13 protein-coding genes are annotated in these 14,597 nt (G+C 72.1%); 8 read left to right on the top strand and 5 right to left on the bottom strand.

Features of this window, described 5'->3' with window-relative positions; translation table 11 throughout:
* Positions 1-45: 45 nt before the first annotated feature.
* The 4 genes from ACFY2Q_RS12510 to folP all read right to left on the bottom strand — a co-directional run bounded on the left by ACFY2Q_RS12510 (position 46) and on the right by folP (position 2,425).
* Positions 46-567 carry a DUF3180 domain-containing protein gene (locus ACFY2Q_RS12510; RefSeq protein WP_387129647.1) on the bottom strand — a complete coding sequence of 174 codons (522 nt, stop codon included), beginning with the start codon at positions 565-567 and terminating at the stop codon, positions 46-48.
* Between the two features lie 19 nt (positions 568-586).
* Positions 587-1,114 (bottom strand): 2-amino-4-hydroxy-6-hydroxymethyldihydropteridine diphosphokinase, encoded by a 528-nt coding sequence (folK, locus tag ACFY2Q_RS12515; RefSeq protein WP_387129650.1) that lies wholly within the window; start codon positions 1,112-1,114, stop codon positions 587-589.
* Complete coding sequence (folB, locus tag ACFY2Q_RS12520; protein WP_387129652.1) at positions 1,111-1,476, bottom strand: dihydroneopterin aldolase; 366 nt, start codon at positions 1,474-1,476, stop codon at positions 1,111-1,113. Before folB ends, folK begins: the two co-directional genes overlap by 4 nt.
* Before the next feature lie 79 nt (positions 1,477-1,555).
* A complete protein-coding gene (folP, locus tag ACFY2Q_RS12525; protein ID WP_387129655.1) occupies positions 1,556-2,425 on the bottom strand; it encodes a dihydropteroate synthase in 870 nt (289 codons plus the stop codon).
* 357 nt (positions 2,426-2,782) lie between these two features.
* Here folP and ACFY2Q_RS12530 point away from each other — a divergent pair, with 357 nt between their 5' ends.
* From ACFY2Q_RS12530 to ACFY2Q_RS12560, 7 genes are read left to right on the top strand one after another with little or no spacing between them, the layout of a single operon-like run.
* Entirely contained in the window at positions 2,783-3,097 is a 315-nt protein-coding gene (locus ACFY2Q_RS12530; RefSeq protein ID WP_030327982.1) for a hypothetical protein, read from the top strand.
* Positions 3,098-3,110: 13 nt separating this feature from the next.
* The gene (locus ACFY2Q_RS12535; RefSeq protein WP_007466101.1) at positions 3,111-3,473 is read left to right on the top strand and encodes a hypothetical protein; all 363 of its coding nucleotides are present in this window, start codon (positions 3,111-3,113) and stop codon (positions 3,471-3,473) included.
* 49 nt (positions 3,474-3,522) lie between these two features.
* Positions 3,523-6,942 carry an ATP-binding protein gene (locus tag ACFY2Q_RS12540; protein ID WP_387129658.1) on the top strand — a complete coding sequence of 1,140 codons (3,420 nt, stop codon included), beginning with the start codon at positions 3,523-3,525 and terminating at the stop codon, positions 6,940-6,942.
* 1 nt (position 6,943) lies between these two features.
* Positions 6,944-8,911: an MFS transporter gene (locus ACFY2Q_RS12545; RefSeq protein WP_387129660.1), complete on the top strand. Its 1,968-nt coding sequence runs from the start codon at positions 6,944-6,946 to the stop codon at positions 8,909-8,911.
* Positions 8,908-9,465 carry a hypothetical protein gene (locus tag ACFY2Q_RS12550; protein ID WP_387129663.1) on the top strand — a complete coding sequence of 186 codons (558 nt, stop codon included), beginning with the start codon at positions 8,908-8,910 and terminating at the stop codon, positions 9,463-9,465. The genes ACFY2Q_RS12545 and ACFY2Q_RS12550 overlap by 4 nt, the downstream gene beginning before the upstream one ends.
* On the top strand, positions 9,462-10,634 hold the full coding sequence (locus ACFY2Q_RS12555) for a M23 family metallopeptidase (RefSeq protein WP_387129665.1): 1,173 nt from the start codon (positions 9,462-9,464) through the stop codon (positions 10,632-10,634). Before ACFY2Q_RS12550 ends, ACFY2Q_RS12555 begins: the two co-directional genes overlap by 4 nt.
* 13 nt (positions 10,635-10,647) lie before the next feature.
* Positions 10,648-11,247 carry a hypothetical protein gene (locus ACFY2Q_RS12560; protein ID WP_387129667.1) on the top strand — a complete coding sequence of 200 codons (600 nt, stop codon included), beginning with the start codon at positions 10,648-10,650 and terminating at the stop codon, positions 11,245-11,247.
* 2 nt (positions 11,248-11,249) lie between these two features.
* Here ACFY2Q_RS12560 and ACFY2Q_RS12565 read toward each other — a convergent pair whose 3' ends face one another.
* A complete protein-coding gene (locus ACFY2Q_RS12565; RefSeq protein ID WP_387129784.1) occupies positions 11,250-11,813 on the bottom strand; it encodes a hypothetical protein in 564 nt (187 codons plus the stop codon).
* Positions 11,814-12,007: 194 nt separating this feature from the next.
* Here ACFY2Q_RS12565 and ACFY2Q_RS12570 point away from each other — a divergent pair, with 194 nt between their 5' ends.
* Entirely contained in the window at positions 12,008-14,569 is a 2,562-nt protein-coding gene (locus ACFY2Q_RS12570; RefSeq protein WP_387129669.1) for an FtsK/SpoIIIE domain-containing protein, read from the top strand.
* Positions 14,570-14,597: the final 28 nt, after the last annotated feature.

Below are 14,597 nucleotides of genomic sequence, written 5' to 3' on the forward strand. Positions count from 1 at the left end.
CGCAGGCACCGTACCCGCGCCCGGAGCCGGACGTAACCCCTCGGCTCAGCGCTGGCCGGGGCGGCTGTCGCGCTCGTCGGGCTCGTGGTCGTCCGGGCGCTCCGGCACCCGGCAGGATCGCTCCAGCCAGAGCGCGGCGCCGACAAGCGCCAGCGACGCCAGCAGCCCGCCGCCGGCGGCCGGCCGGTCCTCCGACGCGGCATGTGTGGTCTCGACGAAGAGCCAGCCGCTGAGCCCGGCATAGAAACCGGCGAAGATGGCAGCGGCCAGCGCCGACGCCTTTGCCAGCACCACGAACCGGGCAACCAGCAACGGGTTGACCGGATCCCGGCCGGGCTTGCGGTCGATGCGGCCACGGGTGTTGATGGCGGCGTACGCCTCCAGCACGGCGAGCGCGGCCAGCGTCACCACCGGCAGCCAGGGCAGTCGGGGGAAGCCGCCGTAGAGGGTGCTGATCAGCAACCAGGCCACCGCCGCCGCGCCCAGGGCGGCCACGACCAGGGTCGAGATGCGCGTGGGACCCATCCGCGACGGGTCGCCCGGTGGTGGGGACTTCGCCTGCGTCATGCCGGCCGGCTCCACTGGGTCATGCCGTCGACTCTAACGCCAGTTCGGGCCGGGGACGCAGTTCCAGCGCGTCGTCGGCGGCGGGGCCGGTGGTGAGCAGGTCGGTCAGCCAGCCGTGGCCGGGCAGCCGTCCGTAGGGCTGGATGTCGATCCACGGCCGCAGCACGAACGCCCGCAGGTGCGCCCGGGGATGCGGCAGGGTCAACTCCTCCTCGTCGCTGAGCACCGGCTCGCCGTCGTCGTCCCAGACCGCGATCACGTCCACGTCGAGGGTGCGCGGCCCGAACCGCCGCTGCGGATCGCGGACCCGCCCGGCCGCGCGCTCCGCGGCCCGCGCCCGCTCCAGCCAGTCGCGCGGGTCGGCGGCGTCGTCCTCGGCCAGCAGCACAGCGTTGAGGTACGCGGGTTGGTCGGCGTCCCCCCACGGTGGAGTCTCGTACACACCGGAGACCAGAAGCACGGCGTCGCCCAGCGTGGCGACGGCCGTACGCAGGTGGTCGAGCCGGTCGCCCAGGTTGCTGCCGAGTGAGAGCACGGCCCGGGTCACCGGGTACGCGCCCGGGTCATGGTGACAGCCACGTCGGTGAACGTGTGCGGCACCGGCGCCTCCGGCTTGTGCACGGTCACCGTGGCGCTGCTGACCCGCTCGTCGGCCAGACAGACCGCGAGCAGCCGGTCCGCGAGAGTCTCGATCAGGTTGACCGGCTCACCGGTCACCACCGCGACCAGCCGCTCGGCCAACTCGCCGTAGTGGACCGTCGCCGCGACGTCATCACTTGCGGCGGCCGGGGCCAGGTCCAATTCGAGGACGGCGTCGACAACAAAGTCCTGCCCCTGTTCCCGCTCGAAGTCGTACACCCCGTGCCGGCCGCGGGCCCGCAGGCCGGTCAGTTGAATGCGGTCGGTCATCGCTTCCCCTCTCGCCGGCCGGCCACCCGACCGGTCGGTGTGCTGCGGCTGCCCGGTGCGCCGCCGCTGCGTCGACCGCTCACTCGGGCCGTCCCTGACCGGCCCGGGCGGGGACCAGGCGCGGGCTTCCGGTGGCGGCCCAGACCGCAAGCGCGTCGGCGGTGGCGCGCACGTCGTGCACGCGTACCCCCCAGGCGCCCGCCGCGACCGCCAGCACGCTTGTGGCGACCGTGGCCGCCTCCCGCTGCGCGGTGGGCCGCGGCGTGCCGTCGCCGGCCGCGAGCAGCCGCCCGAGGTACGACTTGCGGCTGGCCCCGAAGAGCAGTGGGTATCCGAGTTCCAGCAGCTCCGGCAGGCGGGCGCTGAGCTCCCAGTTGTGCGTGGCCGTCTTGGCGAAACCGAGGCCGGGGTCGATGACGATGCGGTCGGCGGCCACCCCCGCGGCAAGCGCGGCGTCGATCCGCTGACCCAGCTCGGCACGGACGTCGGCCACCACGTCGGTGTAGCTGGCCAACTCGCGCATCTGCTGGGAGTGGCCACGCCAGTGCATCAGCACCCAGGGGCAGCCGGCGTCGCGGACCACGCGGGCCATATCGGGGTCGGCCAGACCGCCGGAGACGTCGTTGACCACCGCCGCGCCGGCGGCCAACGCTGCCTCGGCCACGGATGCGCGGCTGGTGTCGATGCTGACCTGCACACCGGCGGCGGCCAGCTCGCGGATGACCGGCAGGACCCGGTTGGCCTCGGTCGCCGCATCGATCCGTTCGGCGCCGGGGCGGGTCGACTCGCCACCGATGTCGACCAGGTGCGCCCCGGCGTCGCGCAGACGGACGCCATGTCCGACGGCGGCGTCGAGGTCGGCGTACCGTCCGCCGTCGGAGAAGGAGTCCGGTGTGACGTTGAGGACGCCCATCACCACCGGGCCCGGAGCCCGTACCAGATCGGTCACGACTAGACGGTACCGGTCGTGGCGGCGGTGCCCACCGGCCCGGGTGGACCCCCGAACCAACACCCCTGACGTGCACATTGGAACAGGTGTACGATCGGTCGTCCGGGCAGAATCAGGCAGCCCCTTCGCGCTTGTCGCAATCCGGGGCGGCCCGTACGCTTTGGAATTGGCCAGCATCGAGATGACGAAGCCTGGAGGGGAGGGCCAAAGCGGGGAAAACCGCCCAAAGCTCACCACTCTCCGTGGTGAGTAACGAACACAGGGTCGACAACGCTGCGCCCTGTGAGCAATTTTCCCGCCAAGCTTGGCCTACTGCACCGCCGCGGCACGGCCGGCCGCGATATGGGGAGGTTTCCAGTGATCGCCTTCGAGCTCATGGAGACGGCGTCGTCCGGCGTCGCCCACGCGCTCTCCACCCTGGCGTCAGCTCCGCTCGCGGAGCCGGCACCGAAGGGGATCGACACCAACAGTGTGGTCACCTTCTTCGCCAGCAAGATCGCGCCGATCCTGCTCGCCGTCCTGGGCGTCATCTTCATCGGCCGAGCCAGCCGGGGCGAGATATCCAAGGTGCTGACGAGTTCCGCAATCGCCATCGTCGGGCTGGCCTTCATCGCCGGCGCGGCCACGCTCTTCTTCGTCGGCGATTACCTGATCGACCTCATCTTCGAATAGGCGCGTTCACCAGATGCGGCTGCGCACCGACGACGACATCTACCGGGCCCGCCTGGTCTACCTCGGGCCGCCCGGCTACACCCTTCCGGTCCACCTGCCCTACGCCCAGTACGGGCTCTTCATGCTGCTCGTCCCCCTCTACATGTTCATCCACTGGCTGTTCACGCTGACGGTCGAGCTCTTCCCGGCCTGGGAGATCGCGCTCGCCATCGTGACCACGTCGTTCATCTTCCGGCACGTCGACCCCGATCGGCCGGCGCGGGTGGTCATCCGCACCGCGCTCACCGACTGGCGACGCACCCGGGAGCCGGCGATCGAGCAGCGCGACCCGCGCCTGGTCGGCAGTCGGATCAGGATTCGGGAGGAGCTGGCATGACCGGGCGTACGCCGATCGGTTTGGCACACGTTGTGGGTGAGGCTGCCGCATGAGTCGCTCTTCCACGCCGGGCTCCCCGGCCGGCCGGCCGGGCGTGCCGGCCAGTCACCGTGCGCAGTCATTCGACTACAACGACGCCGAGGATGAGGTCGCGCTCGATCCCGCCCTGGTGACCTCACCCGGTCACGGCGCTGTCGGCGTCTTCCAGGCTCCCCGGCCGGTCAGCCGCCGTACGCCACCCGCCGAGCCCACCGCGGTGTCGGCTGCCGGCGAAAACGCCGACATCGACTCGCCGTTCCTGGACCTCTTCGGCGCGTCCCGGCCCGGCTCGGCACGGGCCGTGACGGCCGGCCCCGCCACCCGGGAGCAGCCGGCTCTTCCACAGCAGCCCGCCGTGGGTCCGGCGCCCACCCGACCGGCTCAGCGGGTGCCGGACCGCGCACCCGACCCGGAACCACAGTGGACCCCCGACGACAAGCACGGCGGCCGGCCCGTCGAGCCGTGGCGCGGGGGTGCAAGCCCGGCCATCGAGTCCCGGGTGCCACACCAGGCCGGCGACCGGCTGCCCATGCCCCGCCCGCCGGCTGCGCTCGGTCCCGTCGCGGGCCACCCGTCGACCTCGGCCACCACCAGCCCCGCCACCCCGATCGACCGGTCGACGACACCGCCAGGCGGTCCGGCCGGCGCAGCACCGCCGACGCGGGCACCGGCGACAGCGGCCGACGTGACGGCTGCCGAGCGGCCGGCCCTGGAGCGGCAAGCGCGGCCGGCGTCCGTGACCGACGCGGCCCGGCCCAGGTCCGCCGGCACCGAGCCGACCGGGCGAGAGGTCGCCACCCCCCGACAGCGGTCCGCCAGCCGCCAGGACCGACCGACCCGACCGACCCGGGTCCGCGCACCGAAGATCAAGTTCGGTGACCGGGATCCGTCGGTCGAGCTGGCCATCACCGAGATCGCCGGCCACCTGACCTTCACCCCGAACACGGTCACCGCCTGGTATTGGCTGCCCGAGGTCCGCTGGGCCTTCCGTCCGGACGCCGAACGCGAGGCGCTGCTGTCGGCGATCTCCGAGCAGTACGCGGGCCTGGCCGGCTTCCGGCTGCACCTGCGCCGCACCACCCGGCCTTTCCCCGCCGACGAGTGGGCACGCACCATCGACGCGCACACCCCGGCGCCACTCGCCGACGTGCCCGGCACCACCGGCTGGGCCGATCACCTGGTCGCCGCCCAACGGCACCTGATGTCGGTCAACCACGCCGAAGGGCAGACCTACCTGGGCGTCACATTCGCCCGCCGATCCCTCGGCGACTCGCTCACCGAGCGGCTGTTGCGCACCTTCGGCCGGGGCACCGCCGACGGTGAACGCCGCAAGCTGGGCCGCACAGTGGAGCAGTTCGACGAGGTGCTCGGCGCGTTCGGCATGCGCGGCCGGCGGGTCACCGCGCAGGAACTGGAGTGGCTGCTCTACCGCTCGGTGGCACTCTGCATGTCACCGCCGGGCCGGCTCTCCCCGGTCACCAACGGGCAGTGGGAACGCGGCGACCTGCTCGCCCTGACTGAGCAGGTCGAGCGCTACCGCACCCCGTACGGCTCGACAGTCAAGCTCGTCAACCGGATGACCGGCGAGGAACGACACGTCGCGGTGCTCGCCGTCGGCCGGATGGAACCGCTGGAGATCCCCGAACGACACGAGCCCTGGCTGCACTTCCACGAGCGGCTGCCCTGGCCGATGGAGATCTCCACCCGGGTCGACATCCTCGGCTCCGGCGACTCCTTCCGTAACCTCGAACACCGGCTGCGGATGATCCGCTCCCAGCAGCTCGACTACGCCGAGCACGGCATCGACGCACCACCGGAGCTGGAACGGCTCGCCAAGCGGGCGCTGGTGATCGGCGACGAGATGACCACAGGCCTGCCGGTCGACTCGGCCCGCGCGCACGGCTGGCACCGGATCGCCGTCGGCGGCCGGACCAGGGAGGAATGCCTGGAGCGGGCCCGCCGGCTCATCCAGCTCTACTCCCGCGAGCTGCGCATCTCGCTTCAGCACCCCAAGAACCAGGACTGGCTGGCCCGCGAGTTCATCCCAGGCGAGCCGATCGCCAACACCGGCTACGTCCGCCGAATGCCGGTCCCCCTGCTCGCCGCCGCGCTCCCGCAGGCCGCCTCCAACGTGGGCGACAGACGCGGCGACCTCATCGGTCGGACGGCCGGCACCTGCCGCCGTCCGGTCTTCCTCGACCTGCACTTCCCCATGGAGGTCCGCGAACGCTCCGGGCTCGCGGTCTTCGTGGCCGAGCCGGGCGGTGGCAAGTCCACCCTGCTCGGCGCCCTGGGCTACCTGGCCGCCCGCCGAGGCGTCCAGGTGACCCTGCTCGACCCGTCCGGGCCGCTGGCCCGGCTCTGCGCCATGCCCGAGCTGCGGCCGTACTCCCGGGTGTTGAACCTGACCGGCTCGGAGCACGGCACCCTGGCGCCCTACTCGCTCATCCCCACGCCCCTGCGCAGCGAGTTCGCGGCCGGCGCCGCCGGTGACCGGGAGTTCGAGATCGCGGTCTCCAACGCCCGCGCCGAGCGGCGGATGCTGGTCCAGGACATCTGCATGATGCTGGTGCCGCCACAGGTGGCACGGGAGGCGTCGACCGCCACCCTGTTCCGGCACGCGGTCCGGCAGGTCCCCGCCGAGGAGACGTCCACCCTGGACGACGTGGTGAGCTGCCTCGGCCGCCTCGACGACGACGCCGGCAAGGAGCTGGCAAACCTCCTGCTCGACACCGCCGAGATGCCGCTTGCCATGCTCTTCTTCGGCAGGCCACCGGAGGGCCTGCTCGGCGCCGACGCGGCGCTCACCGTCATCACCATGGCCGGGCTGCGACTGCCCGACCTCAAGATCGAACGCGAGTACTGGTCGGCCGAGGAGGCACTCGCCCTGCCGATGCTGCACACCGCGCACCGGCTCGCCGTCCGCCGCTGCTACGGCGGGTCGATGTCGTCGCGCAAGCTCGTCGGCCTCGACGAGGCGCACTTCATGGAGGGCTGGCGCTCCGGGCGATCGTTCCTCGTCCGGCTCGCCCGCGACTCCCGCAAGTGGAACCTCGCAGCGCTCGTGGCCTCGCAGAACCCCCGCGACATCCTCGGTCTCGACGTGCAGAACCTCGTCTCCACAGTCTTCGTCGGCCGGATCGCCGAGGACGCCGAGATCGCCTCCGAAGCGCTGCGGCTGCTGCGGGTGCCGGTCAACGACGGGTACGAAGCCACCCTCGCCTCGCTCTCCGCCGCCGACACCAACTCGGCCAACCGGCTCGGCTTCCGAGAGTTCGTGATGCGCGACGTCGACGGCCGTGTCCAGAAGGTCCGAGTCGACGTCTCGTACGTCGAAGGCCTGCTGGACCACCTCGACACGACGCCCGCCGCGATCGCCGCGGCGGCCGGAGTGCTCCCGAGCATCCCCCTGCCGGATCTGGAGGCGTGACATGGCGAGGGCCTGGGCACGGATCGCGTCGTTCCTGCTCGCCCTCGGCGTACTGGCCGGGGCCACCCTCACCTGGCCGCTGATCGGTGCGGAGGCTGCCGCCGCCGCCCCGCCCGCTGCCACCCAGCCCGTCGCCCAGGCTCGCGCCGACCTGTGTACGACCCCGGAGTGGCAGGCCGACTTCCGGGCCTGCGTGGCAAAACTCCAAGCGGTCAGCGAGGACGAGATCACCTGCCGCAACGCCCCGACCCCCGGCACCCCGGACTCCGGCCTCGCCGGCTGGTTCGCCGGCCGGCCGGACTCCGCCAAGGAGCTTGGTCCGAAGGGGCTCTACAGCGATTACGGCTACGCCGGATACAGCTATCCGACGTACGACATCCCTGGCGGGTGCGCGTCGTCGGTCCTGCATCCTGATTACAAGTTCACCACTACTGTCGCGAACGGCGAGTTCATGGTCGCCACCGCGATCGTCGGCGCCTCGAACGCCCTGAGGGAGCGAGCCTGGGATCCGCGGTCGATGTGGGGCTGGGCGGATCCGCTGGTCGAGCAGGCGACCAAGGCTGTCTACCAGAAGGTGTTCAGCGTTTTTGGCATCGTCACCCTCTGCGTGGTGGGGCTCTACCTGCTCTGGCGGTCCCGTCAGTCGGATATGAGCAACGCGATGACCACCGCTGGCTGGGCTTTGCTCGTCATGGTCGCGGTCACCGCGCTTGCCGCCTGGCCGGTCAAGTCGGCAAACATCGCGGATGGCACGCTCGTCACCACGCTGGGCGTGGTGCACGACGCAGTGGGTCCCGCAACCCGAGACACCCCCCCGGAACAGTGCGACGATCCCAATCCCGAAGCTTGCAAAGACAACCGGCCGCCCGCCGTTCGGGCCAGCGACACTGCCACCGAATCCATGCTCTACCGGAACTGGCTGCGAGGGGTGCTCGGCTCCGCCGACAGTGAGACCGCTCGGAAGTACGGCCCCGCGCTCTACGACGCCAAGGCGCTGTCGTGGGAGGAGGTCGAGAAGCTCCGTGCCAACCCGGCCACGCGGCAGGGGACGATCAAGGCGAAGCAGCAGCAGTGGGCGCGGGTGGCCCAGCAGATCCAGACCGAGGATCCGGAGGCGTACGAGTACCTCCAGGGGATCCGGGACATGGACCGGGTCGGCGCGGGTTTCATCGCGGTGTTGGCCTCCATCCTCTTCGCCATGTTCGATCTCACCGCGTCCTTGCTGGTGCTACTGGGCTTCCTTGTCTTCCGGTGGGCGGTGATCGCGGCACCCATCCTGGGCACCGTCGGGCTGCTCCGACCAGCCAGCGCCGGCCTTCGACGGCTGGCGAACGCCGTGGTCGCCGCTGTCTTCAACATCGCCATCTTCGGCACCGGGGCGGCCATCTACCTGTTCGCGGTCGATCTGATCATGAGTACGCCCACCCTGCCCGGCTGGCTCCAGGTGGTCCTGGTCTGGCTCTGCGGAGTGGTCGGCTGGCTGCTGCTACGGCCGTACCGACGGATCACCCAACTGGGCGGCAAGGACAGCAGCGAGGCGGTCAGCTCGGCCGGCTCCTGGCACCGCCGGTTCTTCCGGGACATGCGTGTCGCGGCGCGGCTCGACATCGCGGAGCCGGGGGGTACTGCGGAGCCGGTGGGTGGACGCCGGTCGCCGGTCGCGGAGCAGACCCGGCTACGCCCGGAGGCGCGCAGGGAAGATCCGGTGCCGACCTCGGCTGCCCCGATCGAGGGTCAACGCGCCAGCGGCGCACGGCCCGATGGTCAGGAACGCACTGACGAGACGCCGACAACGGAGACGGGCGGCAAGCGTCGACCGGTTCCGCCCCAGCCTCGACGGCGGCAGCCGGCGACCTGGACCGAACCGGACGTGCCGGCCGAGAATCCGTCGTTCGTGGTCTACCGGCCAGGCTCCGCCGAACGTGCGCCGGACCGCACCGGACCGCGGGTGCGTTCAGAGGCCCGGTGACAGCGATGCGACGTGCCCTGGAGTTCCTCTTCACCCGGGCGCTGCGGTCCCGGCTGGGGGTGGCGCTGGTGATCGCGGTGCTCGTCTTCGGCGTGATCGGGGTTGCCCGTCTGGCCTCCGGGCCACTCGGCCCGGCGGACGGTCTGAGCAGCCGACCGAGCCGGCCGATCACCACAGTGGACCCGAAGGCCGGTGACGATGGCGTGCTCGCCACCGAGGCGCCACCGTCACCGGTCACCCCGGTGGGTGCCCGTACTCCTGAGCAGACCGCCGACCGGTTCACAGCGGCCTGGCTCGGCCGGCCCGGAATGACCGCCGAGGAATGGCACGCCGGCCTGCGGCCGTTGTCGACGCCGACGCTGACCGAGAAACTGGCCGGCGCCGAGCCTGCCGGCGTTCCAGCCGAGAAGGTCACCGGTCCGTCGACGGTGCGGGCAGGCACCGAGACGTTCGTCGAGGTGCTTCTGCCACTCGACAACGGCCGGCTGCGGCTCGAGCTGGTCATGGCCGACGGCGGCTGGCTGGTCGACGTCCTGGACTGGGAGCGGCAGTGACCGGCAGCGCCTCCGCAGCCGTCCGCCGGCCCATACGGATTGGACTGATCGCCAGCATTCTCACCGGTGTGCTGCTCCTGCTCTGCTGCACGGGCGGCACGGCGGCGTTCTTCCTCAGCGGGCTCGGCGGCGCAGCAGAGGACGGGGACCGGCTGGCCGGGTGGGGTTGCGGCCCCGTCCGGCCGGTCGACATCACCGGGGAGCTCCCCCGGTTCGCCGAGTACGGCGACACGCAGATCCGTAACGCCGCGATCATCATCAAGGTCGGCCAGGACATGGGGGTGCCCTCGCGTGGCTGGGTGATCGCCCTGGCCACCGCGATGCAGGAGTCCGCCCTGCGCAACCTGGCGAACACCGGCGTTCCCGAGTCTCTAGCCCTGCCGCATGAGGGTGTAGGTGCCGACCACGACTCGCTGGGGCTGTTCCAGCAGCGGCCAGGGTGGGGCTCTGTCGCCGAGAGGATGACTCCCGCCTACACGGCTCGGAAGTTCTACGAGAAGCTCGTCAAGGTGCGGAGTTGGCAGCGTCGGCCGCTGACCGTGGTGGCGCAGCAGGTCCAGATCAGCGCATATCCGGACGCGTACGCCAAGCACGAGGAGTTGGCCAGCACGATCGTGGATGCCCTGGCCGGCGGTGCCGCCCGGACCGTCGAGATCAACGGCAAGGCGGTCTGCAACGCCGCCGAGCGTGGTGAGATCGCCGCCTCCGGTTGGACCGCACCGATCCCCGGCGACGTCGGGTCCGGCTTCCGGACCGCCGACCGGCCCAGCCACAACGGGGTGGACATCGGCGCGGCCAAGGGCACCGATATCCGCGCCGCGGCGGCAGGTCGAGTGCTGGTCGCCCGCTGCGACCCCGACGACCGTGGGCGGCAGAGCTGCGACGTGGACGGATATCCCGGCAAGGGTGGCTGTGGGTGGTTCGTCGACATGCTGCATGCCGGCGGCTACATCACCAGGTACTGCCACATGGTGACCCGTCCCCGGGTCGCGCCCGACCAGATCGTGCCGGCGGGCGAGGTCATCGGGCAGGTCGGCAGCAGCGGCAACTCGTCCGGCCCGCACCTGCACTTCGAGGTGCACCAGCGCAGCGACCGGTCCAGCCGCGGTGCGATCGACCCGGTTCCGTTCATGCGGCAGCGGGGCGCCCCGCTGCGCGCTGCGGAGTGAGGTCACCACGGGCATGACCGGACCAATGCCGGACCCCTTCGCCGACCAGCCCGACTGGGCACCTCGGCCGCCCCGTCCGCTGACCATCGTCTCCGCGACCGAGCCCGTGGAGCTACGCGGGCGGCGGGTCCTGGTGGGCCTGCCGGGGCTGGGCTGGCGCGGCGATCTGCGCGCCGACGACCGGGTGGTGCAGGGCGCCCGCACCTACGTGCCGGTGATTCCTGAGCACGAGTGGTACCGGGCCGAGGCAGACCAGGTCGAGGTGTTCGCGCCGCTGATGCCCGTGGAGCGGGTGTGGGTGGAGACGATCGTCGAGCGGCCCGCGGCGGACAGCACCCGAGAAACCGGCATCCGGCTGGTCTCACTGGACGGCCCGTCCCACCCGTCGCCCACCCCCGTCTTCGAGGCGGACGCGGTGACCGGACGCCGGGTCGTGCACGTCGAGGGCGGCGTGGAACATCGGGACATGCGAGCGGTCACCGAGACCTACTCGGGCGCCGAGGGCGACATCTGCGTACGGATCACGCCCGAGGTGGAGTGGTACCGCTGGGCCTGGCGCGGCCAGTCACCCACCACGCTGGAGGTTCCGGTCCACCTGCTGTGGATCGAGTAACGTCAACCCGACTTGGTGCCAGCGCATACGCGCCAGCCGTCATCATCTTCGATCACCCTGAACGTCCAGTCCTCCCGCCGGCTGCTTCTGGGGACGCCATCCGCGGAGCCGGAAATGGTGAGCGTCGTGTCGACCGATTCGCCGTCACCGGATGGGTTCCTGGTTAACGCTCCCCATGTGACCCGCACCGTGACGTTGAAGTTGGACTCGCGCTGCTGCATTTCAAGACGGAGCTCCCGCAAAGCCTGGAGGTCTGCGCTGTCCTTGCAGGTGAACTGGTCCGCCCGTATGTCGTTGCGGTCGACGAGGAAGGCTCGCAGATAGTTGTCCACCACCACGTCGGGTGAGCTGCGGTCCGGGGTGGCGGCCCTGTTGTACCAGACGAACCCGGTGATGGCAGCACCCATGCCGAGCAGGGCGAGCACCCCTCCGACCACGATGAGGACAGTTCGCAACCGGCGGCGTGGCGGCTCCGGCGCTGGCGCCGGCTGGGCCGGCGGCAGCTGCTCGGACGGCGTCCGCTGGGCCGGTACGCGGGAGACCTGGGAACCGGCGGGGGGCTGCACTGATTCCACCTCCTGACGTTAACGGCTGGACGCTCCGGAGCCAATGCCTCAGATCGAGCGGATCGTGACGGACCGCTGCCCACTGGTGAGATCCGCGACAACACCGGCGCACCGCCGTGGCACCTCCCGGTGGAGCGGCCCTGGCTGGGATACCGTCTCTGCTCGGGAGGGGTTGCCAACCTCGGGTAGAGGGGGTGGACGCGGTGGCCGGTCCGAAGGCACGCACGAACCGCGCCGCAGCGCTGCACCGCCGGGCCGCAGCTGTCGTGACCGCCGCCGCCGGCATTCTCGACGAGACCCGACCGGCCCCCGCTGACCAGCGCCGCCAGTACGAGTTGGCCGACCGTCTGCGGGTGGTTGCCGAGCGGCTGGCGCCGGGTTGGGCGGGTGCCGCCCTGGATTCGCTGGCCGTGGACTCTCCGGCGGGTGACGGCCCGCCTCCGTTCGTGCGGGTGGGCACGGCGGCGCCGTTGGACGACGCCCGTTTCCCCGCGCTGGTGCCGCTTGTCGGCACGGGGCACCTGAGTGTGGACGCCGATGCCCGGGAGCCGCGGGTCGCGGGGTTGCTCCGGGCCGTACTGCTGCGGTTGTTGGGTGCGGCGCCGGCGGGTGCGCTGCTGGTGCGCGCGGTGGACGCCACGGGTGTCGCGCTCAGCCCGTTTAGCGCGCTGGGCGATGCCGGCCTGCTGCCGCCGCCGGCGGTGGACGTGGCGGGGTTGCGCGCCGTGCTGACCGAGGCCGAGCAGTGGGTGACCCCGGGGGCGAGTGGGCGACGTCGGCACGACCGGACGCTGCTGCTTGTGGTCGCAGCGTTGCCGGAGCTGACCGGCCCGACGGACCTGGCACGGATCGAGGCGTTGGCGGAGCAGGGTCCGGCCGCTGGGCTGCACCTGGTGGTGGCGGGGTGGCCTCCCGCCGGCCCGTACGCGGCCCGCGCGCCGCTGGCGCGGGCCACGGCGTTGGTGTTACGCAACGCGTACGCGCTGCTTGGCGACCCGCCGGGAACGTCGTTCGCGAGCCCAGGTGCCGAGCCGCCGGGCGGGTTGAACTCCCCGGTCTTCGTCGAGGCGGACCCGCCGGCCGATCTGGTCGACGCGGTCTGTCGGCGGTTGGCCGAGCAGGTGGAGGCGGGTTCCCGGTTGGGGCTGGCGAGTCTGCTGCCGGCGACGGGTGAGCGGCTCTGGGAGGCGGATTCGGCCGACGGGCTGACCACGATGGTCGGTGACGCCGGTGGCCGACAGGTGCCGCTGGGCTTCACGGAACTGACCCCGCACTGGCTGGTGAGTGGCCGTTCCGGGGCGGGGCGCGCGGCGTTCCTGACCACGGCGCTGCTCGGGTTGGTCGCCCGGTACGGTCCGGACGATCTGGCCCTCTATCTGGCGGATCTCGGGGATGGCGAGTCCTTCGTGGAGTTCCTCCAGACCGAGCGGGACCGGTCCTGGATCCCGCAGGTGCGGGCGGCCGCGATGGCCGCCGACAGGGAGTACGTCCGGGATCTGCTCGAACAGTTGATGACCGAGGTGCAGCGCCGGGCGGAGGCGGGCGGGCGGGCCGGTGGGCAGCGCTTCGCCGAGTTGCGCCAGCACCAGCCGCTGCCCCGGATCGTCTGTGTGGTGGACAATCTGCCGCTGATCTTCGCCGAGCGGGACCGGCTGGCCGCCGAGGTGGCCGCCCGGCTGGACGGGTTGGCCCGGGCCGGTCGGGCGTACGGCGTACACCTGGTGCTGGCCGGGGCCGGTGAGCTGGGGTTGAGCGCACGCTCGGACGCCGGCCACCGGGATTCGGTGCTCGGGCAGTTTCCGGTGCGTGTGGCGTTGCCGGGTGGCAGCCCCGTCCTGGAGCCGACGAATGACTCGGCCGCCGGCCTGCCGGTCGGCAGCGCGGTAGTGAACACGGCCGGCGGGCTCGGCGGCCCTCGGGGCGCGATTCGTGGTCACGAACGGCTGATCCACCACCCCGATCCGCAGGACCATCCGGAGGTGGTGGAGCGGCTGCGGCACGAGCTGTTCGCCGCCCGTCCGGCGGCGTCGGCGCCGCCCGTGGTGTTCGCCGGGTACGCCAGGCCGCTGCTGGGCAACGACCCGCGGCACCGTGCTGCGCTGGCGGGGCAGGCGCACGGGCCGGCGGCCCTGCTCGGCCGGGCCGTGGACGTGGCCCGCACGACTGTTGCCGTACCACTGGGGCCGGCGGCCGGCCGTAACCTCGCGGTGCTGGGTTCGGGTCCGGCGGCGGGTGGGTTGCTGGCGACGGCGGCGCGGAGCACCGCGGCCCATCACTCGCCGGGCACCGCCCGTTTTCTGCTGGCGGCACCCGACCCGGGAGCCCGACCGCTTGTGGAGGCGTTGACGGCCGAGTTGGCCGCCCGCCATCCAGCCAGCATGGCGGACCTGCCGACGCTGCTCGCGGACCCGGACGACGACCTGCCGACGTACCTGGTGGTCTTCGGGTTGGATCGGCCCGGGCCTCGGGATCTGCCGGTGGACCGGCTGCGTGCGCTGCTGCGGGAGGGGCCGCCGGCCGGCCGGCACCTGTTGGGCTGGTGGCGGGCGGTGCCGCCGTTCGCCGCGTTGCTGGAGCCGGAGGGCGAGGTGGACAAGCTCGCCGCCGTCGCGGTGCTGGATGTGCCGGCCGCGCAGCTCGCCGCGGTCTTCGGCCGGCCGGTGGAGTGGCGGGCGCGTCCCGACCGGGTGACGCTCTGGGATGGTCCGGACGATCGGGGCACGGTCCTGGTGCCGTTCGCCGACGAGGCGGTGTGATCCGGTGGTGCGCGCGGGAGGTGCGGGG

This window comes from Micromonospora sp. NPDC000316, from assembly GCF_042898885.1.
Lineage (GTDB): Bacteria > Actinomycetota > Actinomycetes > Mycobacteriales > Micromonosporaceae > Micromonospora.

Excerpts from the sequence above, each read along its gene's own strand:
- ACFY2Q_RS12510 (WP_387129647.1), bottom strand. The coding sequence starts at position 567 with ATGACGCAGGCGAAGTCCCCACCACCGGGCGACCCGTCGCGGATGGGT.
- folB (WP_387129652.1), bottom strand. The coding sequence starts at position 1,476 with ATGACCGACCGCATTCAACTGACCGGCCTGCGGGCCCGCGGCCGGCAC.
- ACFY2Q_RS12560 (WP_387129667.1), top strand. The coding sequence starts at position 10,648 with ATGACCGGACCAATGCCGGACCCCTTCGCCGACCAGCCCGACTGGGCA.
- ACFY2Q_RS12535 (WP_007466101.1), top strand. The coding sequence starts at position 3,111 with ATGCGGCTGCGCACCGACGACGACATCTACCGGGCCCGCCTGGTCTAC.
- ACFY2Q_RS12545 (WP_387129660.1), top strand. The coding sequence starts at position 6,944 with ATGGCGAGGGCCTGGGCACGGATCGCGTCGTTCCTGCTCGCCCTCGGC.
- ACFY2Q_RS12540 (WP_387129658.1), top strand. The coding sequence starts at position 3,523 with ATGAGTCGCTCTTCCACGCCGGGCTCCCCGGCCGGCCGGCCGGGCGTG.